This is a genomic window from Microbispora sp. H10949 (assembly GCF_014161435.1).
In the GTDB taxonomy this organism is placed as follows: domain Bacteria; phylum Actinomycetota; class Actinomycetes; order Streptosporangiales; family Streptosporangiaceae; genus Microbispora; species Microbispora triticiradicis.
Genome location: NZ_JABBWZ010000001.1, coordinates 713,399 through 737,605, shown reverse-complemented (window position 1 = coordinate 737,605; position 24,207 = coordinate 713,399). Strand labels below are relative to the sequence as shown.

Genomic DNA, 24,207 nt, shown 5'->3' with positions numbered 1-24,207 from the left:
ACGCCGATGCGATCATTTATCGTGACACGCTTCCCGGCTGCGGCAAAGCGTTCCAGTCAGGACGGGCAGGCCGCCGCCTCTCATCCCTGTGCGGTTGAGGCGGAAGCGGGCGTCCCGCGGACCCGCAGGGACGCGAGGAGTTCGGCGCTGGCCCGCGTGATCTCCTCCACGGCGTGGTCGAACGCCTCGGCGTTGTGCGCGGCGGGCGCGCGGAACCCGGAGACCTTCCGCACGTACTGCAGGGCCGCCGCCCGGATGTCCTCCTCGGTCACCTCGTCGGTGAAGGGCGGGCGCAGGGTCTTGATGCTTCGGCACATGAGCCCATACTGGCCCATCCGGCGCGGTCCGGTCAGGAGCGTCGAGCCACGAGCATCGAGTTACGAGCGCCGAGTCAGGAGCGCCGAGTCACGAGCGCCGAGTCACGAGCGTCGGGTCAGGAGCGGAAGACGGCGGTGCCGAAGTCCTCGGCGACCTTGCGCAGCATCGCGGCCAGTTCCTCGCGGTCGATCGCGTCGATGCGCTCGGCCGGGCCCGACACCGACAGCGCCGCGAAGGTCCGCCCGCCGTCGTGGACCGGCACGGCCATGCAGTGCACGCCGCTCTCCTCCTCGCCCAGGTCCAGCGCGTACCCCCGGGCGCGGACCCGGTCGAGCTCCGCCAGCATCTCCTCCGTCACGGTGATCGTCCGGTCCGTACGGCGGGGCAGGCCGGTGCGCCGGAACACCGCCGCCGCGTCGGCGCGCCCGGCCAGCAGCGCCTTGCCCACGGCCGTGCTGTGCGGCAGCACCCGGCGGCCGACCTCGGCGAACATCCGCAGCCTGCGCGGCGAGGGCACCTGGGCCACGTAGACGACGAAGTCCCCCTCCAGCACGGCGAGGTTGGCCGTCTCCCCGGACAGCTCTACCAGCCGGGTGAGGTAGGGCTCGGCCCAGACCGCCAGCATCCGCTCCGCCACCCCGCCGATCCGCACCAGCGCGCCGCCCAGGGCGTACCGCCGGTCGGACTCCTGCCGGACGTACCCCCGGGCGAGCAGCGTCTGTAACAGGCGGTGGATCGTCCCGTACGGCAGGCCGGTCCGCGCCGCGATCTCCGACAGGCCGGCCTGGCCGCCCTGCTCCGCCAGGGCCTCAAGGACGTCAAGCGCCCGGTCGACGCTCTGCACGCTCACCGCTTCGTCCTCGCCTTCCCGGCTCCCGGAGATCGTCCCAGCACGCCGGGATCGAGGCCGCGCAGCGAGGCGTCGAGCACCTCGGCCGTGTGCGCGACCCGGATCTCGCCGCCGCCCGCCCTGCGGACCGCCGCGGCGATCTGCATGGAACATCCCGGGTTGGCCGACACCAGGACGTCCGCGCCGGTCGCGAGCACGCGCTCCGCCTTGCGGTCACCGAGTTCCCTGGCCGCCCGCGGCTGGAAGAGGTTGTAGGTGCCCGCCGACCCGCAGCAGATCGCCGCCTCGGCGACCTCCCGCAACTCCAGCCCGGGCACGGCGCGCAGCAGGTCGCGCGGCTGCGCGCGTACGCCCTGGGCGTGGGCCAGGTGGCAGGCGTCGTGGTAGGCGACCGAGACCGGCAGCGGGCGCCGCTCCGCGGCCGGTCCGAGCTCGGCCAGGAACTCCGCCAGGTCGCGGATGCGCAGCGCCCCGGCACGCGCCGCCCAGGCGGGCTCGTCCGCGAGCACCTCGGCGTAGGCCTTCATGCTCGACCCGCAGCCGGCGGCGTTGACGACGACCGCGTCCACACCCGCCCGCCCGAACACCGCGACCGTGCGGCGGGCGAACCGCCTCGCCTCGGCCTCGCGGCCGGAGTGCAGCGACAGCGCGCCGCAGCAGCCCTGCCGGGGCGGGATCACCACGTCGCAGCCCTCCAGCGCGAGCACCCGCGCCGTCGCCGCGTTGACCTGTGGGAAGAACTCGCCCTGCACGCAGCCGGTGAGCAGCCCGACCCTGGCCCTGCGCGGCCCTCTCGCCCCCACCAGCGGCGGCAGCCGTACGGGCCGGGGGACGACGGCGGGGGCTAGTTCGGCCATCGCGCCGAGGGAGGGGTTCACCCGCTCCAGGAACGGCTGGAGGCGCCTGCCCAGCCGCATCGGCAGCCGCATCGCCCGCAGTCTGCGCCGGTAGGGGAACAACGCGAACACCAGGGCCCTGACCGCCCGCTCGTCCGGGCGGCGCTCGTGCTCCCGCTCGACCACGGCCCTCGTCTGCTCGATCAGCCGGTCGTACCGCACCCCGGACGGGCACGCGGTGACGCACGCCATGCAGCCCAGGCAGGCGTCGAAGTGCCCGGCCATCGCGCCGGTGAGCGGAGTGCCCTCGGTGTGCTGCCCCATCAGGTGGATGCGCCCGCGCGGCGAGTCCATCTCCTCGCCCCACAGCACGTACGTCGGACAGGTGGGCAGGCAGAACCCGCAGTGCACGCAATCCCTGATCAGCTCGGGGTCCATCAGATCCCTCCGACGAAGCGGCCGGGGGACAGCCGGCGGCCGGGGTCGAACCGTTCCTTGACCCGGCGCATCAGCGGCAGCGCGCCGACGCGTCCCCACCGGTCGAGGCGGCGCGCGGCCTCCCGCGGCGCGCAGAGCACCACCACGCGGCCCTCGTCCTCCATGTGCGCGCGCAGTTCACCGGTGAAGGCGGCGACGAGGCCGGGCTCGGTGTCCGGCGGCAGGGCGACGTGGAGCACCTGCGCGGCCAGGGAGCCGCGTACCGCCGGACGGACGTCCGCGGCGCGGGCCGCCGAGAAGGGGCCGACGAAGCTCCCCGCCAGCCGGGAGGGGATGTTCCGCACCTCCAGCAGGATCTCCCCACCGCCGGACGCCGCGCTGTCGGACGCCGCGCCGGTCAACACCGCGGCTTCCGCGCCATGTGGCCCGGCCGGCAGGCGTCCCCACCAGGGCGGCGGCTCCTCGGTCACCTCGGCCGTGCCGCCCATCAGCGCGGACAGGGCCTTGGCGCGCTCGGCCGCGGCGGTGCCCTCCAGCAGGACCGCCACCGTGCAGGGACCGTCCACGCCGGGCCAGTCGACCTCCACGGCGCTCGGCTCCAGCGGCGACTCGGTGATCGCCGGCACCATCGCCCGCAGCGCGGCGGCCACGTCGGTGGAGGTGGTGTCGAACGTTCTCCCCTCGTACACATAAGGCTCCACGGTCTCCGTCACCGGGCGCGCGACGGACGCCGTCACCCAGGCGCGGGCGGCGGGCAGGGGGCGCAGCCGGAAGGTCGCGTCCGCGATGACGCCGAGGGTGCCGTACGAGCCGGTGAACAGCTTGCCGAGGTCGTATCCCGCGACGTTCTTGACGACCTTCCCGCCGGACCTGGCGATCGTGCCGTCGGCCAGCACGACCGTGATCCCGATGAGCAGGTCGCGGGCCGTTCCGTGGCGGAACGCGCGCGGCCCGGCGATCCCGGTCGCCAGCAGCCCGCCGACCGTGGTGCCCGGCACCGGCACGTCGAGCGCGAGTTCCTGGTTCTCCGCCGCGAGGGCGTCCGCCAGTGCCTCCGCGGTCACCCCGGCCTGGACCCGTACGACCAGGTCGCCCGGCGTGTGCTCCAGCACCCGGTCCATGCGGCCCAGGTCCACGAGCACGTCGCAGCGTGCCGGCGGGGCGCCCCAGTGGAGCTTGGTCCTGGCGCCCGTCGCGACGGCCGCCAGGTCGTGCGCCGCGCAGGCGCGCAGGACGGCCGCGATCTCCTCGGCCGACTCGGGCAGCGTCACCCAGCGCGGCCGGACGCCCGCGACCTCGTCCCCGTCACCCGCCTCGCGCACCGCCACGCCGGTCGCCGCGAGCGCGCCCCCGGCGTCCCGGCCGGCGCCGGCCGGGGGGTCCGGCTCCGGGGGGTTCAGGGGGTCGGGCGTCCGCTCGCCGCGCATCAGAACTGCTCCGCGAGGCCGGCCTCGACCAGCGGGTGCACGCCCGTGCGCACCCCCGGCGCCTCCCCGCACAGCCGGGGGGTGGGGAAGACCTTGCCGGGGTTGGCCAGGCCCTCCGGGTCGAAGGCGCACCGGAGAAGCTGCATCGTGTCCAGGTCGTCCTCGGTGAACATCCGGGGCATGTACCGGGATTTGTCCACTCCCACGCCGTGCTCGCCGGTGATCGAGCCGCCGTGCTCGACGCACAGGTCGAGGATGCGCCCGCTGACGGTCTCGGCGCGCTCGCGCTCACCCGGAACGGCGTCGTCGAACAGCACGAGGGGGTGGAGGTTGCCGTCTCCCGCGTGGAAGACGTTCGCCACCCTGATCCCGTACTCCTCCTGCAGCCGGTCGATGCCCGCGAGCACGCGCGGCAGCGCGGTCCGCGGCACCACCCCGTCCTGCACGATGTACGCCGGGCTGATCCGGCCGACGGCCGCGAACGCCGACTTGCGGCCCTTCCAGATCGCCGCGCGCTCCTCGCCGGAGGCGGCCGTCCGGATCTCGAAGGCGCCGCGGTCGCGGCAGATGCGTTCGACGGCCGCGAACTGGTGCTCCACCTCGGCGCGCGGCCCGTCCAGCTCGACCACCAGCACCGCTCCCGCCCCGGCCGGGTAGCCGCAGTGGACGGCGGCCTCCGCCGCCTCGATCGCCAGCGCGTCCATCATCTCGATCGCCGCCGGGACCACGCCCGCCGCGATGATCGCCGACACGGCGTGCCCGCCGGCCTCGATGCCGGTGAAGGCGGCGAGCAGGGTCGTGACCGCCTCCGGCGCCCGCGACAGCCGTACGGTGATCTTCGTCGCGATGCCGAGGGTGCCCTCCGAGCCGACGAACGCGCCGAGCAGGTCGTAGCCGGGATCGCCGGCGGACAACTCCACGACGTCCCCGTCGGGCGTGACGATCTCGGCGGCGAGCACGTGGTTCACCGTGAAGCCGTACTTGAGGCAGTGGGCGCCGCCCGAGTTCTCCGCCACGTTCCCGCCGATCGAGCAGACCTGCTGGCTGGAGGGGTCGGGGGCGTAGTAGTAGCCCTGGTCGCGGACCGCCTCGGTGATGGCCAGGTTGGTCACGCCGGGCTCCACCACGGCCCGGCGGCCGGAGATGTCGATCTCGACGATCCGCCGCATGCGGGAGGTGACGACCAGCACGCCGTCCGTGCGGGGGAGGGCACCGCCCGACAGGCCCGTGCCCGATCCCCGCGCGACGAACGGCACGCCGTGCTCGCGGCACAGCCGTACGACGGCCGCGACCTGCTCGGTGGTCTCGGGCAGCACGACAACGCCGGGGACGGCCCGGTGGACGGTGAGCCCGTCGCACTCGTAGGTGCGCAGCCGCACCGGGTCGGTCACGACGGCGTCCGGCGGGAGCGCGGCGGTCAGCCGCGCCGTCAGCCGTTCGAGCACGGACATCGGCTCCCGCCACCCCTCACGTCGTCCCGCCCCTCACGGCATCCGCGCGTACGCGGGAAGCGTGAGGAACTCCGCGAAGTCGTCGTCAAGGGCGACCTCCTTGAACAGTGCCGTGGCCTGCCGGTAGAGCTCCTCGTCGTAGCCCGGTCCGGCGGCGATGCCGGCGAGCTCCTCCTCGATGATCCGCTCGACCAGCTCGCGTGTCACCACCTCGCCCGTGTCGGCCAGCGTGATGTCGTTGTGGATCCACTGCCAGACCTGGGACCGGGAGATCTCGGCGGTCGCCGCGTCCTCCATGAGGTTGTGGATCGCCGCGGCGCCGTTGCCGCCCATCCAGGCCGCGAGGTAGCGCAGGCCGACGTCCACGTTGCCGCGCAGCCCCGCCTCGGTGATCTCGCCGGGGGTCTTGGACACCGACAGCAGGTCCTCGGCGGTGATGTTGACGTCCTCGCGCAGCCGGTCGAGCTGGTTGGGCCGGTCGCCGAGGACGCCGTCGAACACCTCGCGGCAGATCGGGACGAGGTCGGGGTGGGCCACCCAGGAGCCGTCGAAGCCGTCACCCGACTCGCGCGTCTTGTCGGCCCGCACCTTCTCCAGCGCGACCCTGTTGACCTCGGGGTCGCGGCGGGACGGGATGAAGGCCGCCATGCCGCCGATCGCGTGCGCGCCGCGCCTGTGGCAGGTGCGCACCAGCAGTTCGGTGTAGGCCCGCATGAACGGCGCGGTCATCGTCACCGCGTTGCGCTCGGGCAGCAGGAACTCCCGGCCCCGGGTGCGGAACTTCTTGATGACGCTGAACAGGTAGTCCCAGCGGCCGGCGTTGAGGCCCGCCGAGTGCTCGCGCAGCTCGTAGAGGATCTCCTCCATCTCGAACGCCGCCGGGTACGTCTCGATCAGCACGGTCGCCCGGATCGTGCCCCGGGGGACGCCGAGCAGCTCCTGGGCCCGGACGAACACGTCGTTCCAGAGCCGGGCCTCCAGGTGCGACTCCATCTTCGGCAGGTAGAAGTAGGGCCCGCGGCCCTTGCCGAGCTGCCGCGCGGCGCAGTGGAAGAAGTAGAGCCCGAAGTCGAGCAGCGACGCGGACATCTCGGCGCCGTCCACCAGGATGTGCTTCTCCGGCAGGTGCCAGCCGCGCGGGCGGACCACGACCGTGGCCAGCTCCTCGTCCGGCCGCAGCGCGTACGTCTTGCCGCCCGATTCGAAGTCGATCGTGCGGTCGAGGGCGTCGCGCAGGTTGAGCTGCCCGTTGACCGTGTTCTCCCAGGTTGGGGAGTTGGCGTCCTCGAAGTCGGCGAGCCAGACCTTGGCGCCCGAGTTGAGCGCGTTGATCGTCATCTTCCGGTCGACCGGACCGGTGATCTCGACCCTGCGGTCCTCCAGCCCCGGCGCGGGCGGGGCGACCCGCCACTCCGACGTCCGGACGTGGGCGGTCCCCGGAAGGAAGTCGAGCGTGCCCCCCGCGGACAGCTCCGCCTGCCGTGCCCGGCGGGCGGCGAGCAGTTCTCGCCGCCGGGGGTCGAACTCGCGCTGCAGGGTGGCCACGAAGCCGAGGGCCTCGGGGGTGAGGATCTCGTCGAACCGGTCCAGCAGGGGCCCTGTGATCTCGACGCCTTCCACCATTTCCACCCTCCGGAAAAGTAATTCTGAATGGTGGAATCGACGCTACGTCAGGGTGCGGCCGGGGGTCAACGTGAGGGCCGCACCAGGGATGCCCTAGGGCCTTCCCCGATGGGAGAGGGCGCACGCGTGCCGGAGGATCGGGAGCATGAAGAACACAACCCTGGCCGTCGCGGGGGCCGCCCTGGGCCTGAGCCTGACCGTCGCGGCGTGTGGCGGGCCGCTGGGCTTCGGCGGGCAGCAGTCCGTGCAGTCCTACGACGTGGCGGACGCGGTGACCCTCGTCGACACGCACACCGGGTCGGGCGACATCGTGGTGAACGAGAGCGACAGGTCCGGCATCCACGTGACCGAGACCCTGCACTGGTGGGGGAACAGGCCGAAGACCGAGGACGGGCACTCCGTGGACGGCGGCACGCTCGAGCTCAAGTACAAGTGCGGCCGGTGCTCGGTGGACTACAAGGTGGAGGTGCCGCGGGGGCTGAGCGTCAAGATCGACACCGGCTCGGGGGACCTGACCCTGCGGAACCTGACCGGCCAGGTCGAGGCCTCGACCGGCTCCGGGGACGTCGACGCCCGCGGTCTCGCCGCGAAGGAGGTTGACGCCAAGACCGGGTCGGGCGACGTCACGCTCCGCTTCACGGCGGCCCCCGCCGAGGTGCACGCCGTGACGGGCTCGGGCGACGGCAAGGTCTGGCTGCCGGACGGCGCCTACAACGTCGACGCGACGACGGGGAGCGGCGAGCGCCGGGTCGACTTCGCGGAGAACGACTCGGCGCCGCACACGATCGTCGTCAGGACGGGCTCGGGCGACGCCGAGGTGCGCAAGCTCTGACCGCCCCTGCGACCGGCCCGGCGACCGACTCTGCGACCGGTGCTACGACTGGGCGGACACCGGCTTGTTGCTGCGGAAGACGCCGTGCGGGTCCCGGCGGCGCTTGATCTCACGCAGGCGGGCCAGCGTCTCCGCGTCGAACGCGGAGGCGGCGGTCTCGTCCGCGTGGAGGTAGGTGAACGGCTTGCGGCCGGTCGTGTGCGGCGCCATGGAGCGGGCGATCTCCGCCAGCCGCGCGTGCACCGCCCGCCCGCCCTCGGGCGACATGATCGGTCCGATCATGCCCAGGAGGTACGGCTCGGCGACGTGCCCGCAGGCGCCGCCGGCGGGGGCCGGCCGGCGCAGCGCGCCGCCCAGGTGACGAACCTGCACGGAGGCCAGGGGCGCGATGTCGCCGAGGGCGGCGAGCAGGTCGCCCGCCACGGCGTCGTCGAGACCGGTCAGCAGCTCGCCGCGGCCCGCGCCGGGCACCGGATGCGTCGGCTCGGCGCAGATGCCGCCGAGTGCGTCCAGCGGCATGGCGGCACGGCTGTCGAGCAGCACGCCGGGAACGGCCTCGAACCGCCGGAGCAGGGCGCGTCCCTCCTCCTCGTCGCCGAGGAACGTGGTGTCCACCGCGACCGCGGCCAGGCCGCGCAAGGGCTCGGGGACCTGGGGCACCGGGGGGAACCTCACCATCGTGAACCAGACGGTCAGCTCCGCGGGGGCGCCGGCCGTCACCTCCCGGAACGCGGCGAGCAGCTCGGGTGCCCGGTCGGCGGGCCACAGCATCCGTCCTCCGTACAGCCGGGGGGCGGGGTGCAGGTCCAGCTCGACCGCGGTCACCAGCGCGAAGTCGCCGCCGCCGCCGCGCAGCGCCCAGAACAGGTCGGCGTCGGAGTCCGCCGTGACGCGGGCGGGCACGCCGTCGGCGCCGATCGTCTCGAAGGCGCGCACGCTGTCGGCGGCCCAGCCCCACCTCCGGGCGAACCAGCTCAGCCCGCCGCCGAGGGTGTAGCCCACGACGCTCACCACGGGAGAACTTCCGGGCAGGCCGGTCAGCCCGTGCTTGCCCGTCGCCGTGAGCAGCTCGCCCCACTGCACGCCGGCCTCGACCCTGGCGACGCGGCGCTCCGGATCGACCTCCACACCGCGCAGCCGGCCGGTGCGCACCAGGATCGTCCCGTCCAGGTCGGTCGTGGCGCCGTGCCCGCCCGGCTGGGCCGCCACGGCCAGGCCCGCCAGCGCCGCGTGCCGGACGACGACGGCGGCGTCGGCCGCGTCCTCGATCTCCACGACCGCCCGGACCCGCTGGTCGACCGCCCGGTTCCAGGGCAGCCGGGCGGTCTCGAAGGTCTCGTCGCCGGGCACGTGGACCCGGCCGCGCACCACGCGCCGCAGATCGGTCTCCAAGGTGGACATGCTCGTCCTTCCGCTCAATGTTCCGGGGAGTCGGAGGACATCCTGACCGGGAAGGCTTGCGGGCGATTAGGGAACGGCTAGTCGCGCGCTGTTCGTGCGGTGGCGAGTCCGGCAATACGCTACGAACCGGACCCTCCGCTCTCATGGGGAAAAATGGACTTTCGCCTGTTCGGCCCGCTGGAGGTCGTCGACTCGTCCGGCCGTGCCGTCGACGTCGGCACACCCAAGCGGCGCGCCGTGCTGGCCATGCTCGCCCTGGAACCCGGCCGCGTCGTCGCGCTCGACCGCCTCATCGACGAACTGTGGTCGGGGGAGGCGCCGGCCAGCGCCACCGGGACCCTGCAGGCGTACATCTCCCAGCTCCGCCGGGCGCTGGAGCCCGGCAGGGCGCCGCGCACGCCGCCACGGGTCCTGCTCACCCGCGAGCCGGGCTACCTGCTGGACATCGCGCCGGGTCAGGTGGACCTGGTCCGCTTCGCCGCGCTCGCCGAGGACGGCCGCCGGATGCTGGCGAGGGGCGCGCCCGGCGAGGCGGCCGACCTGCTGCGCCGCTCCCTGGAGACGTGGCGCGGCGAGCCGCTCGCCGAGTTCACGGCGTACGAGTTCGTCCAGCCGGTGGTCGCGCGGCTGGCGGAGCAGCGGGCCGCGGTGACGGAGGACTGGTTCGAGGCGCGGCTGGCGCTCGGCGACGCGGCGTCGTGCGTGCCCGACCTCGAACGCCTGGTGAAGGACCACCCGTACCGGGAACGGCTGTGGGGCCTGCTCGTGCTCGCCCTCTACCGGTCGGGCCGGCAGGCCGACGCCCTCGCCGCGCTGCGCAGGGTCCGGGCGCTGCTGGACGAGGAGCTGGGCCTGGAGCCCGGCCCAGAACTGCGCCGGCTGGAGCAGGCCGTCTTCGGCCAGGCGCCCGAGCTCGGCGGCGCCGGGCCCGCCTTCCTCGCCCCGGCCGCCGAGCCGGGGACGGCGGTGCCGCCCGGGACGGCGGCGGTGCCGGTCGTCCACGCCGGGCTGGTCGCCCGGCGCGAACAGACCGGCCGCGTCGCCGCCCGGCTCGCCGAGGCGCGGCGGGGGCGCGGTGGCGTGCTGCTGGTCGCCGGGGAGGCGGGCCTCGGCAAGACCCGTCTGGCCGAGGCCGCGGCCGACGAGGCGGCCGCCCTGGGGATGACGGTCGCCTGGGGCCGCTGCGCGGAGGACACCGGCGCACCCGCGTTCTGGCCCTGGCTGGGGGTCCTGCGCGACCTCGGCCAGGACCGGCGGGCGGACGTGGCGGACGCGCTCGCCACCCTGTCCGGAGGCCCGCCCGGTGACGCCCCGGCCGAGGCGGCGGGCGCCGCGGCGGGCGGCGGCGACCCCGGCAGGGCACTGTTCGAGCTGCACGAACGCGTGACCGCCGTGCTGGGGGCGGCGGGTCCGGCGCTGCTCGTCCTCGACGACCTGCACTGGGCCGACGCGTCGTCCCTGCGCCTGCTCGCCTTCGCGGCCGGGGAGCTGCACCGGCAGCCGGTGCTGGTGCTGGCGACGATCCGCCCCGAGCCCGGCGGCGACCCCGAGCAGCTTCGCGACACACTGGCCGCGCTCGCCCGCGAACGCGGCGTGGAGCGGCTCACCCTGCCGCCGTTCACGCGGGAGGACGTCGCCGCCTACCTCGCCGGGCGGGACCTGCCGGGCGGGCGGCTCGCCGCGCTGCTCCACGAGCGCACCGGGGGCAACCCCTTCTACCTGCGCGAGCTGATCCGGCTGCTGGACAGCGAGCACCGGCTGGACGCCGCGTCCCTCGGCGTTCCCGAGGGCGTGCGCGAGGTCATCGGCCGCCGCGTCGGACGGCTGCCGGAGGAGACCCGCGCGTTGCTGGAGGCGGCCGCCGTGCTGGGCCGGGAGGTGAGTTTCGACGCGCTGGAGGCCGCCTGCGGCCTGGGTGCGGAGGAGGTGATGCTGCGCCTCGAACCGGCCGTGGCGACAGGCCTGCTCGTCGAGGTGCCCGGCGGCTTCGACTACCGGTTCTCGCACGCCCTCGTGCGCGACGCCCTCTACGCGGGGCTCGGCCGGGTGCGCGCGGCGCGGCTGCACCTGCGCACCGGGGAGGCGCTGGAGAGCCTTCCGGGCGTGGAGGTGTCCGTCCTCGCCCACCACTTCGTGGCGGCCTCCCGGGCGGGCGGCGCCGCCAAGGCCGTGGAGTACGCCGTCCGGGCCGCCCGGCAGGCCGCGGCCCGCTGCGCGTACGACGAGGCGGCGGACTGGTGGGACAGGGCCCTCGCCGCGCTCGGTCCGGGGGACCCCGCCCGGCGCTGCGCGCTGCTGGTGCGCCGCGGCGAAGCGCTGCGCGCGGTCGGCGACGTCGCCGAGGGGAGGAAGGCGCTGGAGGAGGCGATCGTGCTCGCCGCGGGAATCGGCGAGCGCGCGACGCTGATCGAGGCCGTCACCGCGTTCGGCGGCATGTCGGTGTGGAACTGGCGCCATTACGGCGTCGTGGACGGCGAGACGGTCGCCCTGCTGGAGCGCCTGCTGCGGGAGCCGCTGGGCGACGTGGAGCGCGCCACCCTGCTGGGCACCCTCGGCCTGGAGCTGTACTACTCCCCGCGCAGGGCCGAGGGGGAGCGGCTGGCGGCCGACGGCGTGCGGCTGGCCCGCCGCACCGGCGACCCCCGCCTGCTGGCCCGCTCGCTCAACAACTACCTGGTCGCCGCCTGGGTCACCGAGAGGGAGGACGAGCGCCGCCGCGCGGTCGAGGAGATGCTCGCCCTGCCCCTCGACCCGGCGGCGGAGGCCGTCGCCCGGGTCTTCCGCATGGCCCACCTGCTGCGGGCCGGCGAGCTCGCGGAGTGGGACCGCGACCTGGCCCGCTGCGCGCGGCTGGCGGACGAGATCAGGCGGCCCGAGATGACCGGGATGGCCCGCATCGCCGAGGCCGCCGGCCGCACGATGCGCGGCGACTGGGCGGCGGCCGAACGCCTCGCGGAGGAGTTCACCTCGCTGATCGCGGATTTCAGCATGTGGGGCCTCGACTACCCCGGCTTGATCACCCTCTACACCTGCCGCCGCGAGCAGGGCCGGGCGGGGGAGGTGGCGGACCGGCTCGTGTCCCGGGCACACGACCCCGACATGGTGCCGCTGCGCCCGGTCGCCGCGCTGGCCGCCCTCGACGCGGGCGACACCGCCCTCGCCCGGAGGCTGGCGGAGCGCTGGGGCGGCGAGATCCGCGACGACTGGACCACCGAGTTCCTCGTCGTCGTGTGGGGCCACCTCGCCGCCCGGCTCGGCGTGCCCGATCCCGCCGCCCTCTACCGCAGGCTCGCGCCGTACGGGGAACGGCTCGTGGTGAGCGGGATGGGCGGCGCCGGATGGGGCTCCACCCACCTGGTCCTGGCCGAACTCGCGGACGCCACGGGCGGGCGCGACCTCGCCCTGGGTCACGCGCGGCGGGCGCACGAGACGCATCTGCGCCTGGGCCTGGACCACTGGGCCGGACGGAGCGCGCGTCTCCTCGGCGAGCTGGGTGCCTGAGCCGTCGTCACCCGGGCCGTCGTCACCTGAGCCGTCGTCATCCGAGGACCGGGTGGTTGCCGGCGAGCACGCCGTCCGGGTCGCGGCGGCGCTTGATCTCGCGCAGCCGGGCCAGGATCTCGGCGGGGAAGGCGGACGCGGCCGGCTCGCCGTGGCCGAGGAAGGTGAAGGGCCTGCGGCCGCTCGCGGCCCCCGCCACCGCCGCGGCGATCGCCGACTGCCGTTCGCGGATCGCCTCCTCCATGCCGGGCGCCGCCAGCACGCCGAGCGCGCTCAGCAGGTACGGCTCCGCGATGTGGCCGCAGGCCCCGCCCTTCTCGTCCACCCGGGCGAGCGCCCCGCCGAGGTGGCGGATCTGCACGGAGGCGAGCGGCGCGACGGTGCCGGGCCCGGCGGCGGCCAGCATCGCCGCCGCGGTGGCGTCGTCGAGCCCGTGGAGCAGTTCCGAGCGCAGCAGCGCGGGCGTCGGATCGGTCGGCTCCGCGCAGATGTCCGCGAGGTTCGCCACCGGCATCCGGCCGCGCGTGTCGAAGATCGGATCGGGAATCCGGTCGAACCGGCGCAGCAGGGCGCGCGCCTCGTCCGGGTCGCCGAGATAGGTGACGTCGGCCGTCACGGCCGACAGGCCGCGCAGCGGCTCGGGCAGCTCGGGCAGCGGCGGGAACTGCAGCAGGTGGAACCAGACGGTCAGCTCCTCCGGCGCCTCCGCCGTGACGGCGCGGAAGGCGGCCAGCACCTCCGCGGCCCGTCTGGCCGGCCACAGGATCCGCCCGCCGTACAGCACGGGCGCCGGGTGCAGGTCGAACTCCATCGCGGTCACCACGGCGAAGTCGCCGCCACCGCCGCGCAGGGCCCAGAACAGCTCCGGGTCGCTGCCGGCCGTGACGGTCGCCTGCTCGCCGGAGGCGTCCACGACCTCGAACGCGCGCACGCCGTCGGCGGCGAAGCCGTACCTGCGCCCGAACCAGCTCAGGCCGCCGCCCAGGGTGAAGCCGGTGGCGCTGACGACCCCCGTGCTGCCCGCCAGCGGCGTCAGCCCGTGCTCTCCGGCCGCGGTGAGCACCTCGCCCCACGAGACGCCGGCCTCCACCCGCGCCACCCGCTCCCCGGGCCGTACGGTGAGCCCCCGCAGGTTCCCCGTACGCAGCAGGATCGCGTCGTCGAAGGCGGCGGGGGCGTGCCCGTTCGGCTGGGTGGCGACGCGCAGCCCGGCGAGCCCCGCGTAACCGACCACGGCCGCGACGTCCTGGGCGTCCCGCGCCTCGACCACCGCCGCGACCCGCTGGTCGACGGCCAGGTCCCAGGGGCGGCGGGCGCCGTCGAAGCCCTCGTCGCCGCGCGTCAGCACCCGCCCGCGCACCACCCGGCGGAGATCGGCGCCGAGCGCCTCGATCTGGTTCATGTCTTCCCCTCCACGTCGTGGGTTCCTCCGGCGGAACCACCATGCGGAACCACCGTGGGACACGGGGATTGGGGCGGGGATGAGCGCCGCTTGAAGACCGTCCAAGTCGCTCTCAAGTGCCACGCCCGACATTGCGGAAATGGAGCGTTCCGGTTGGGCTTGTCGCGGCTCTACGCTTACATCCGGCGATCAGGGGAGAGCGATCGGAGCACGTGGCCATGAACTCGCTGTCCTTCCGGCTGCTGGGCCCCTTCGAGGTGATCGACGGTGACGGCCGCGTCCTCGACCTCGGCCCGCGCAAGCAGCGGGCGGTGCTCGCCGTCCTCGCCCTGGACCCCGGCAGGATCGTCTCCCTCGACCGGCTGATCGACGAGCTGTGGGCCGGCGAGCCGCCCTCCAGCGCCACCGCGACGCTGCAGTCGTACGTCTCGAACCTGCGCAAGGCGCTGGAGCCGGGACGCCGGCCGCGCACGCCCCCGGCCGTGCTGCTCACCCGCGAGCCCGGCTACCTGCTGTCGGTCGCGCCGATCCAGGTCGACCTCGCGCGCTTCGTCTCCTGGGTGGAGGACGGCCGCAGGGCGCTCGGCCGGCGCGAGCACGCCGCCGCGCTCGGCCTGCTCGACCGGGCGCTGGAGACGTGGCGGGGCGAGCCGCTCGCCGAGTTCGCGTCCTACGAGTTCGCCCAGCCGGTCATCGCGCGCCTGGGCGAGCTGCGGGCGGTGGCGGTCGAGGACCGGTTCGACGCCCGGCTCGCCATGGGCGACGGCGCGTCCTGCGTGGCCGACCTGGAGCGGCTGGTCGAGGCGTACCCGTACCGCGAGCGGCTGTGGAGCCTGCTCGTCCTCGCCCTCTACCGGTCGGGCCGGCAGACCGACGCGCTCGGCGCGCTGCGCCGGGTGCGCGCCCTGCTCGACGAGGAGATGGGCCTGCTGCCCGGCCCGGAGCTGCGGCGGCTTGAGCAGGCCGTGCTGGAGCAGTCGGCGGCCCTGGACGCGCCCGCGCCCCCGGAGACGGCCCTCACCGCGCCCGCACCCCGGGAGGCGGCCCTCACCGCGCCCGCGCCCCGGGAGGCGGCCCTCACCGCGCCCGCGCCCCAGCCGGCCCCCGAGCCGCCGCACGCGGTGTCGCCGGCGGCGTCGTCGGCGGCGTCGTCGGCGTTCATCGCCCGCGAGCAGGAGCTCGCCCGTCTCGGCGAGCGGCTCGGCGGCGTACGGCGGGGCCGCGGCGGCGTGCTGCTGGTGACCGGTGAGGCGGGGATCGGCAAGACCAGGCTCGCCCAGCTCGCCGCCGAGGAGGCCGAGGCACGCGGCGTCGCGGTCGTCTGGGGCCGTTGCGTGGAGGCCGAGGCCGCCCCGCCGTTCTGGCCGTGGCTGCAGGCGCTGCGCGAGCTGGGGGAGCGGGGCCGGGCCGCGGCGCGGCTCCTCGCGGGCGAGGGCGCCGACGCCCCGGCCGACCCCGAGGCCGCGCTCTTCGAGCTGTACGAGGGCGTGCTGGCCGCACTTGCGCGGTCCGGCACGCCGACGCTGGTGGTGCTGGACGACCTCCACGCGGCGGACGCGGCCTCGCTGCGGCTGCTCGGCTTCCTCGCCGCCGAGCTGCACCGCAGGCCCGTGCTGGTGCTGGCCACCGTACGGCCGGAGCCGGGCAGGGAGCCCGAGCGGCTGCGTGACGCGCTCGCCGCCCTCACCCGCGAGCCCGGCGCAGAACGCCTCACCCTCAGGCCGTTCACCGCCGAGGACGTCGCGGCGTTCCTGCGGCGGCACGACCTGACCGACCCCGCGCTCGCCGGCCTGCTCTACCGGCGCACCGGCGGCAACCCCTTCTACCTCGGGGAGCTGCTGCGGCTGCTCGGCAGCGAGCACCGGCTCGACGCCGCCTCGCTGGGCGTGCCGGAAGGCGTCATGGAGGTCATCGGGCGGAGGGTCGCGCGGCTGCCCGGGCCCACCACGGAACTGCTGCGCCGCGCCGCCGTCCTGGGCCGCGACGTCAGCCTCGACGTGCTGGAGGCGCTGACGCGGACCCCCGCGGAAGAGGTGATGTCGCTGCTGGAGCCCGCCGTCGCCGTCGGCATCCTGGCCGAGGCGCCGGACGGCTTCGACTACCGCTTCTCGCACGCGCTGGTGCGCGACGCGCTCTACGCCGGGCTCGGCCGTCTCGACAAGGCCCGGCTCCACCTGCACGTGGCGGAGGCCCTGGAGTCCCTGCCGATGACGCTCCCCGGCGGCGACGGGACGGCGCGCCTGCCCGTCCTCGCCCACCACTTCGCCATGGCGGCGCGCGTCGGCGGGGCCGACAAGGCCGTCGGCTACGCCGCCCGGGCGGCCAGACAGGCCACCGCGCAGCGGGCGTACGACGAGGCGGTGGAGCTGTGGGAGAAGGCGCTGCTCGCCCTCGGCAGGCGCGACCCGGCCCGGCGGTGCCGCCTGCTGATCGAGCTCGGCCGGTCGCTGCGGGTGATCGGGGACGTCGCGCGGGCCCGGGCGGTGCTGGAGGAGGCCATCGCGCTGGCGGAGGACACCGGCGACCGGGAGGCCCTGGTGGAGGCCGTGGCGGTGTTCGGCACCCTCAGCGTCTGGAACTGGCGGTCGTACGGGGTGGTCGACGACCACACGGTCGCCCTGCTCGAAAAGCTGCTGGCGGGCCCGCTGGACGACGCCCGCCGGGCCGCGCTGCTCGGCACCCTCGGCATCGAGCTCAACTACGGGCCGCGCCGGGCGGAGGGCGAGGCGATGGTGGTGGAGGCCCTGGAGATCGCCCGGAGGACGGGCGACTCCGCCCTGCTCCTCCAGGTGCTCAACAACTACATGATCGCGTCCTGGGTGCCGGAGCGGGAGGACGAGCGCCGCCGCGCCGCCGAGGAGATGCTCGCGGTGCCCGGCCTGCCCGCCACGGCCGAGATCGTGGCCCGGGTGCACCGGATGGCGTGCCTGTTCAGAGCGGGCGAGCTGGCCGAGTGGGACCGCGATCTGGCCCGCGCCGAGCATCTGCTGCAGGAGGTCAGGAGCGCCGAGCTGACGGCGATGGTGCGCATCGCCCAGGCGGCGCGGCTGACCCTGGAGGGCCGCTGGGACGAGGTCGAGCGCATCGCCGGTGAACTCGGCGAGGTCTTCGGCGACAGCAGCATGTGGGGCCTCGGCAACGTGCGGCCGACCATGCTCTACACCTGCCGGCGGGGACAGGGCAGGGTCGCCGAGATCCTCGACGAGATCGTCACGGCGGCGGCGCAGCCGCACAACGACCCGCTGCGTCCCATAGCCGTGCTCGCCGCGCTCGACGTGGGCGACCGTGAGCTGGCCGCGAGCCTGGTCGCCCGATGGGGCACCGGAATCCCCGACGACTGGTCGGGGGAGTTCGTCGCCGTCGTCTGGTCGTACGTCACGGCCCAGCTCGGCGTCCCCGATCCCTCGGGGCTCTACGAAAGGCTCGCGCCGTACGGAGACCGGCTGGCCCTGCACGGCAGTGGCACGGCCGGCTGGGGCTCCATCCACCAGGCGCTGGCGCTGCTGGCGGAGGCGACGGGCGACCGGGAACGGGCCCTGGACCACGCGCGCCGGGCCCACGAGACCCACGTCCGCCTGGGACTGGACTACTGGGCCGGGCAGAGCGCGCGACTCCTGGACCGGCTCCGGGCATAAGGGAGTGCGTCACTCCGGGACCTCGTGTCACCATCGACAGAAGACGCCCGTGCGGGAAGGCATCGGGGCGTCCGACTGTTCTGTCTAGTAGAGATGACATATATGCGATACGAGCCCGAAGACCTCGCCGTGGGTGACTACGACCTGGAAGAGCGCCAGGCGCTGCGCCGCGTAGTGGGTCTGTCGACAGAGCTCGAAGACATCACCGAAGTCGAATACCGCCAGCTCCGGCTGGAGCGCGTCGTGCTGGTGGGCGTCTGGGCCGGCGGCACGGCCGCGGACGCGGAGAACTCGCTGCAGGAGCTGAAGCTCCTCGCCGAGACCGCCGGATCACAGGTGCTGGAGGGTCTGATCCAGCGTCGTGACCGGCCCGACCCCGCCACCTACATCGGTTCCGGCAAGGCGGTCGAGCTGCGTGACATCGTGGCCGCCAGCGGGGCCGACACCGTGATCTGCGACGGCGAGCTGACCCCCGGCCAGCTCCGCCAGCTCGAAGAGGTCGTCAAGGTCAAGGTCATCGACCGGACCGCGCTGATCCTCGACATCTTCGCGCAGCACGCCAAGAGCCGGGAGGGCAAGGCCCAGGTCGAGCTGGCGCAGCTGCAGTACCTGCTGCCGCGCCTGCGCGGCTGGGGCGGCAACCTGTCACGTCAGGTCGGCGGCCGGGCCGCCGGCGGCGTCGGCATCGGCGGCCGCGGCCCCGGTGAGACCAAGATCGAGCTGGACCGGCGGCGGATCCGCGAGCGCATGGCCAAGCTGCGGCGGCAGATCAAGGAGATGTCCACCGCCCGGCAGACCATGCGGCACCGCAGGCAGGCCCGCGAGGTGCCCGGGGTGGCGATCGCCGGATACACCAACGCCGGCAAGTCGTCGCTGCTCAACCGGCTGACCGGCGCGGGAGTGCTGGTCGAGGACGCGTTGTTCGCGACCCTCGACCCCACCGTGCGGAGGGCACGCACGCCCGAGGGCCGGCTGTTCACGCTGGCCGACACCGTCGGGTTCGTACGGCACCTGCCCCACCAGCTCGTCGAGGCGTTCCGCTCGACGCTGGAGGAGGTGGCCGACGCCGACCTGATCCTGCACGTGGTGGACGGATCGCACCCCGACCCCGAGTCGCAGATCGCCGCCGTCCGCGAGGTGCTGGCGGAGATCGAGGGCGCGCGGGACATCCCGGAGATCATCGTCGTCAACAAGGCCGACGCCGCCGACCCGGTCGTGCTGACCCGGCTGACCATGAAGGAACGGCACAGCATCGTCGTCTCCGCCCGGACCGGGTCCGGGATCGGCGAGCTGATGGCGATGATCGAGCGCGAGCTTCCCCGCCTCGACCACGAGGTCAGGATGCTGGTGCCGTACGACAGGGGCGATCTCGTCGCGCGGGCGCACAGCGAGGGCGAGGTGCTGTCGCTGGAGCACACCGGCGACGGCACGATCCTGCACGCGCGGGTCTTCGCCGACCTGTACGCGGAGCTCGACAGGGTGGCGAAGCCCGTCGAAACCGTCTGATCCGGTCCGGACCGCTCTGGTCCGGACCGTCTGATCCACTGGATCCGCGCCCTTCCCGACGGGCCGCCTCGGCGTGTCGGTGGCCCGTCAAGGCACGCCCTTGGTATGATAAGGAAAGCCCAATGGGACCTTATGGCGTGGGTGGAATATGTCTCCAGGCAGCGTGGTCACCCTTCCGCAGACGCTCGCGGACACCGGGTCGGAGCTGGGCGTCCGAACCTCGCCGCGGCGCGTGAAACAACTGGTAAGTCTCGGTGCTGGCGAGGCTGACGTGGGTTCTTGTCGATAACCCTGTACATCGAACCCACCCGTGAAATAACGTAACTGAACTGAATCGCCCGGGTTCGACACCCCGGCGGTAGGGTCATCGCACAACAACCCCGTGCGCGATGAGGCAGGAGACCCCCAATGACGTCCGAATACGAAGCGGACACGGCGGGCCCGGAGCCCACCGGCTGGGGCCGCTCGACGTCCAGGGGTGACCGGCAGGTGGTCGGATGACCGTTCGCCTTCTCACCAACATCGGCCGGCTGTGGACCGGGCACGACGTGTGCAGCAACGCCGCGATCCTGGTGCACAACGACCGCATCGCCTGGGTGGGCCGCGCCGCGGACCTCCCGCAGAGCGTTCCGGGGGTCGTCGACGACATCGTCGACGTCGACCACGTGGAGAACCTCGGCGGAGCGCTCGTCACGCCCGGCCTCATCGACGCGCACACCCATCCCGTGTACGCCGGCAACCGGTACGCCGAGATGGCGATGCGCTCTGGTGGCTCCAGCTCCTCGGCCATCGCGGCGGCGGGCGGCGGCATCGGCTCGACCGTCACGGTGACCCGCGGCACCGACCCCTGGACCCTCTGCAACGGCGTGCGGGAGCGGCTGCGCGAGTGGCTGCTCAGCGGCACCACCACCGTCGAGGCCAAGACCGGCTACCACCTGACCCGCGACGGCGAACTCGCCGACGTGCGGCTCCTGCGCGAGCTCGAGAAAGAGCCGATGATGCCGCGGGTCCACGTCACGTTCCTGGCCGCCCACGTGGTGCCGCCCGAATACTTCGGCCGCCAGCGCGACTACGTCGAGGCGGTCGCCTCCTGGTGCGCGGACGCCGCCGGAGCCGGGGCCGACAGCGTCGACGTCTACTGCGACGACGGCCACTTCACCGCCGAGGAGGCCCGCTGGGTGCTGGCCTCCGGCCGCAACGTCGGGCTCCTGCCGCGCGTCCACGCCGGCGCGTACAACCGCCGCGGCGCCGTCCAGCTCGCCGCCGAGATGGGCTGCGCCTCCGCCGACCTGCTCCACCACGCCTCCGACGAGGACATCGCCCTCATGGCGAGGTACGGCGTGCCCGCGGTCGTCTGCCCGGGCGCGGCGCTCCAGGTGGGGCATCTCCCGCCGGTGCGCCGGATGCTGGCCCAGGGCGTGCCCGTGGCGCTCGGCAGCGACCACAACCCCGGCCACTGCGGCATCACCTCCATGTCCCTGGTGATCAGCCTGGCCGTGGCGGCGTTCGGGATGAGCGTCGGCGACGCGCTGCGGGCGGCCACGCTGGGCGGCGCCCAGGTTCTCGGCGCGCCGGACCGCGGAATCCTCGCCCCCGGCCGTCTCGCCGACATCGTGCAGTGGGACGCCGACCACGAGGGCGCCTTCGCCTGGTCGTTCGGCCTGAAGCCGCGGCGCGTCTGGCGGGGCGGCGTCCCCGTACAGTGAGCCCTGCGCACTGAGTGCTGTGCGTTGAGTTCTGCGCGCGTAGCGTCCTGCGCATTAAGCCCTGCAAATTTAGTTCTGTGCATTGAGTTCTGTGCATTGGGTTTCGCGCGGTATGGCCCGGGCTGTGGGTCGGCTGCGGGCGGCGCCGGCGCGCCCGGCCCGGCCGGGGAGGCGCTGCGCCACCGGCACGCCGAGTCCTCCGGCGGCGCCCGCCATGAGAGTTTCACGGAAAGCGGTTCCCGGACTGCCGACGGACAGTCCTCGCCGCCACGTCGAAGAGCACGGGAAACGCACATTTCAAAGGGGTCGAAGACTCCGCTCCGGCACCCCGTGGACACGCTCCCGTACCCCGAGAGAGCGCTTTCTTCTATCCTTGTCCAATGGAACTCGCCGAGATCCGCACCTACCCCATCAAGTCCGGCAAAGGCATTCCCCGCCTCTCTGCCAAGGTCTTGCCCTGGGGTCTGGAAGGCGACCGCCGCTGGGGTGTGGTCGACCCGATGGGCGAACTGATCTGGGTGGGCGAGCACCCCCGGCTCCTCTCGGTCTCAGCCGTGGAGACGCCCGAAGGCGGCCTCCACCTGTCGGCGAAGGACATGGGCGAACTCAAGGTTCCCCCGGCCGCCGGCGACACGATCTCGCTGAGCTGCTCCACCCTCGACCGAGCCGTGCTCGCCCACGCCGACGCCCACGAATGGTTCACCCGCCTGCTCGGCCAGCCCGCCCGCCTCGTCTGGCTGGACGAACCCGAACGCCGGACCCTCGCCGCACACACCGGCGGCCTCTGGGACGGGCCCCTCCATCTCGTCTCCAGGAGTTCGCTCCGGCGCCTGGACGACTGGATCGCCGAGGGCGCGATGGAACGCCAGGAGCCTCCCCCGGATCCCCTCGACGTCGCCCGCTTCCGGCCCAACCTCATCGTCGAGGGCGCGGAACCCTTCGCGGAGGACGCCTGGACGTCGGTCCGCATCGGCGAGATCGACTGCCGCGTCTCGGTGCTGTGCGACCGCTGCGCCGCCACCACCTGGGACCCGACCACTCAGGAGCGCGGCAAGGAGCCCCTGCGCACCCTGGCCAAACACCGCCGCTGGGACGGAAACACCTGGTTCGGCGTCCGCCTGGTGCCCACGAATCTCGGCGAGTTGCGAGTAGGAGACGAAGTCCGGCCAGGCTAGGGCGATCACCGCCGGGTAATCTCGCGATATGTCACCATCCGTCGCGGTCGTCACAGACTCCACGGCGTATCTCGGCGCAGAGGCGACCGGCAGATGGAACGTGACCGTCGTACCGGTTCAGGTGATCCTCGGGGATCACGAGATCGACGACGTGACCCCGTTCGACGCCGGGCTTCTCGCGCACGCCCTGCAGGGCCGCTCGCCGATCGTCACCTCCCGCCCGTCTCCCGAGCGGTTCGCCGAGGCGTACGAGCGGGCGGCCGCCGCAGGCGCCACCGAGATCGTCTCCGTCCATCTGTCCGGTGCGCTGTCCGGCACCGTCGACTCCGCCCGCCTCGCCGCCCGGGAGGCGCCCGTACCGGTCCAGGTGGTCGACAGCCGGTCGATCGCGATGGGACTGGGGTTCGCGGTTCTCGCCGCCGCCCGGGCGGCCGGAGCGGGAGCCCTCGCCGCCGAGGTTGCCGCGGTGGCGAGTGGCAGGGCCGCCGCCTCCGAGACGGTCTTCTACGTCGACACACTCGAATACCTCCGTCGTGGCGGACGCATCGGCCGCGTGGCCAACCTCCTGGGCTCGGCGTTGTCGATCAAGCCGCTGCTGCGTCTCGCCGACGGCGAGATCACCGTGCTGGAGAAGGTCCGCACCGCGAGCCGCGCCCTCGCCCGCCTGGAGGACCTGGTGGTGGAGGAGGCCGGCGAACGGCCGGTCGACGTCGCGGTGCAGCACCTGATGGCGGCGGAGCGGGCCGAGGCGCTCATGAAGGGCCTGACGGCGCGGCTGCCCAGGTTGGTACGGATGTGGGTGGTCGAGATCGGACCGGTCCTCGGCGCCCACACCGGGCCCGGAGTGCTCGGGGTCACCATCGCCCCCGGCGTCGCGGACTGATCCACGCCGTACGCGGGGTCGCGCCGCCCTCTCACGCCGCGTGTCCGTAGTGCTGGGGCGCCGCGTCGCGTGGGCGGCGCTTTTCGCAGTGCCGGGGCGGGTCCGATGGTTGTCCACAGAACCGCGTTCGGGATCCGCCGGGCGTACGCCGCGTGTCTACCGTCCATGGCGTGCTGAGCAAGGAGTTCCGCGGAGCCGCGCGCGATGTCGCGGTCGGTGAGTCCCGCCTGCGTGGGCTGCTGCGACCGGCGGATCCGGTCCCGCCGTCCGCGCGCCTGCGATCGGTGCCGTCCCCGCCCGGCCCGCCGCCGTCGTTCGGCGTCCCCTATCCGGCGGAGAAAGCCCGCGGGTGGAATCACCGGGATCACCGAGGGACGGTCGCGCGGCCGGAGGAGGACGGCGAGCCGTCCGGGGAGTTCCTTGGGGCCCTGGAGCGGACGTCGCTGAGCCGGACTCTGGCGCGGTTGGACCCGGGGGTGCCGGGCCTGCGGGTGCTGGTGGCCATCGGTCTGCTCGCCGCGGTCGTCACCGGTGTGGTCGTGTGGCGGTCGCGGGCGGTGGCCGAACCCGTCGCCCCGCCGATCCCGGCCGCCGGCCTGGAGTCCGGCCCCGGCGCCCGTTCAGCGGCGCTCTCCAGCCCCGGGACGGGTGCAGGCGCGGGTCCCGATCCGGATCGGGGTCCGGACCGGACGAAGGCCGGTGAGCCGGGCGCGACGGCCTACACACCCGGGACGGGCGGAGTCGGCGGTCCGTCGTCCGGCCCGGCGACGCGGGCCGTGGTCTACGTCACGGGCAGGGTCCGCAGGCCGGGGGTCTTCGTCCTTCCGCCCGGCGCGCGGGTGGCGGACGCGATCGAGGCCGCGGGGGGCGTCCGCAAGGGAGCGAGCCCGGGTGGCGTCAACCTCGCCCGGCATGTGGTGGACGGCGAGCAGATCACCGTAGGGGGCCCCGCCCCGTCCGGTGCTGCGGCCGGTCCGGACGCCCCGCCGGAAGGGGCGGCGATGCCGGGAGGCGTCGTCGTCAACCTCAACACCGCCACCGCCGGGCAACTCGACGCGCTGCCCGGGGTCGGGGGCGTGATCGCGCAACGCATCGTCGACTACCGGGACGCCCGTGGGGGTTTCCAGAGCGTCGACCAGTTGAAGGACGTCCCCGGCATCGGGGAGCGGAAGTTCGCCGAGCTCCGCGACAAGGTCACCGTCTGATGCCCGCCGAGCCTCCTC

The 24,207-nt window shown here is 74.2% G+C and carries 16 protein-coding genes; 8 read left to right on the top strand and 8 right to left on the bottom strand.

The genetic code is table 11. From position 1 onward, the window contains the following. Positions 1–80: 80 nt before the first annotated feature. The 6 genes from HHX40_RS03270 to aceB form a co-directional block, all read right to left on the bottom strand. Positions 81–317 (bottom strand): DUF2277 domain-containing protein, encoded by a 237-nt coding sequence (locus HHX40_RS03270; protein ID WP_117409311.1) that lies wholly within the window; start codon positions 315–317, stop codon positions 81–83. 116 nt (positions 318–433) lie between these two features. Continuing rightward, on the bottom strand, positions 434–1,168 hold the full coding sequence (locus tag HHX40_RS37525) for an IclR family transcriptional regulator (RefSeq protein ID WP_310737926.1): 735 nt from the start codon (positions 1,166–1,168) through the stop codon (positions 434–436). After that, on the bottom strand, positions 1,165–2,442 hold the full coding sequence (locus HHX40_RS03260; protein ID WP_182879333.1) for a (Fe-S)-binding protein: 1,278 nt from the start codon (positions 2,440–2,442) through the stop codon (positions 1,165–1,167). The genes HHX40_RS37525 and HHX40_RS03260 overlap by 4 nt, the downstream gene beginning before the upstream one ends. Then, entirely contained in the window at positions 2,442–3,869 is a 1,428-nt protein-coding gene (locus HHX40_RS03255; RefSeq protein WP_182879332.1) for an FAD-binding oxidoreductase, read from the bottom strand. Before HHX40_RS03255 ends, HHX40_RS03260 begins: the two co-directional genes overlap by 1 nt. Continuing rightward, a complete protein-coding gene (locus HHX40_RS03250) occupies positions 3,869–5,320 on the bottom strand; it encodes an FAD-linked oxidase C-terminal domain-containing protein (protein ID WP_182879331.1) in 1,452 nt (483 codons plus the stop codon). The genes HHX40_RS03255 and HHX40_RS03250 overlap by 1 nt, the downstream gene beginning before the upstream one ends. Before the next feature lie 33 nt (positions 5,321–5,353). Continuing rightward, positions 5,354–6,943, bottom strand: coding sequence for a malate synthase A (aceB, locus tag HHX40_RS03245; protein ID WP_182879504.1), 1,590 nt, complete (start codon positions 6,941–6,943; stop codon positions 5,354–5,356). Between the two features lie 145 nt (positions 6,944–7,088). Between aceB and HHX40_RS03240 the strand changes: the two genes are divergently transcribed. Further along, positions 7,089–7,775, top strand: a complete 687-nt coding sequence (locus HHX40_RS03240) for a DUF4097 family beta strand repeat-containing protein (RefSeq protein ID WP_182874759.1) — start codon at positions 7,089–7,091, stop codon at positions 7,773–7,775. Positions 7,776–7,817: 42 nt separating this feature from the next. On the opposite strand, the gene HHX40_RS03235 is transcribed toward HHX40_RS03240, so the two are convergent. Next, positions 7,818–9,176 carry an FAD-binding oxidoreductase gene (locus tag HHX40_RS03235; RefSeq protein ID WP_182879330.1) on the bottom strand — a complete coding sequence of 453 codons (1,359 nt, stop codon included), beginning with the start codon at positions 9,174–9,176 and terminating at the stop codon, positions 7,818–7,820. A 153-nt stretch (positions 9,177–9,329) separates the two neighbouring features. Between HHX40_RS03235 and HHX40_RS03230 the strand changes: the two genes are divergently transcribed. Next, the gene (locus HHX40_RS03230; RefSeq protein WP_182879329.1) at positions 9,330–12,677 is read left to right on the top strand and encodes a BTAD domain-containing putative transcriptional regulator; all 3,348 of its coding nucleotides are present in this window, start codon (positions 9,330–9,332) and stop codon (positions 12,675–12,677) included. A 37-nt stretch (positions 12,678–12,714) separates the two neighbouring features. On the opposite strand, the gene HHX40_RS03225 is transcribed toward HHX40_RS03230, so the two are convergent. Beyond that, the gene (locus HHX40_RS03225) at positions 12,715–14,079 is read right to left on the bottom strand and encodes an FAD-binding oxidoreductase (RefSeq protein ID WP_182879328.1); all 1,365 of its coding nucleotides are present in this window, start codon (positions 14,077–14,079) and stop codon (positions 12,715–12,717) included. 218 nt (positions 14,080–14,297) lie between these two features. Between HHX40_RS03225 and HHX40_RS03220 the strand changes: the two genes are divergently transcribed. The 6 genes from HHX40_RS03220 to HHX40_RS03195 all read left to right on the top strand — a co-directional run bounded on the left by HHX40_RS03220 (position 14,298) and on the right by HHX40_RS03195 (position 24,189). Beyond that, positions 14,298–17,714: an AfsR/SARP family transcriptional regulator gene (locus HHX40_RS03220; RefSeq protein ID WP_182879327.1), complete on the top strand. Its 3,417-nt coding sequence runs from the start codon at positions 14,298–14,300 to the stop codon at positions 17,712–17,714. A 102-nt stretch (positions 17,715–17,816) separates the two neighbouring features. Continuing rightward, a complete protein-coding gene (gene hflX, locus HHX40_RS03215; RefSeq protein ID WP_244302040.1) occupies positions 17,817–19,220 on the top strand; it encodes a GTPase HflX in 1,404 nt (467 codons plus the stop codon). Positions 19,221–19,717: 497 nt separating this feature from the next. After that, entirely contained in the window at positions 19,718–20,926 is a 1,209-nt protein-coding gene (gene hutI, locus HHX40_RS03210) for an imidazolonepropionase (RefSeq protein ID WP_111697217.1), read from the top strand. A gap of 380 nt (positions 20,927–21,306) precedes the next feature. Continuing rightward, positions 21,307–22,101 (top strand): MOSC domain-containing protein, encoded by a 795-nt coding sequence (locus tag HHX40_RS03205; protein WP_182879326.1) that lies wholly within the window; start codon positions 21,307–21,309, stop codon positions 22,099–22,101. A gap of 28 nt (positions 22,102–22,129) precedes the next feature. Beyond that, positions 22,130–22,984 (top strand): DegV family protein, encoded by an 855-nt coding sequence (locus tag HHX40_RS03200; protein ID WP_182879325.1) that lies wholly within the window; start codon positions 22,130–22,132, stop codon positions 22,982–22,984. A 170-nt stretch (positions 22,985–23,154) separates the two neighbouring features. After that, positions 23,155–24,189 (top strand): ComEA family DNA-binding protein, encoded by a 1,035-nt coding sequence (locus tag HHX40_RS03195; protein ID WP_220498555.1) that lies wholly within the window; start codon positions 23,155–23,157, stop codon positions 24,187–24,189. Positions 24,190–24,207 lie beyond the last annotated feature (18 nt).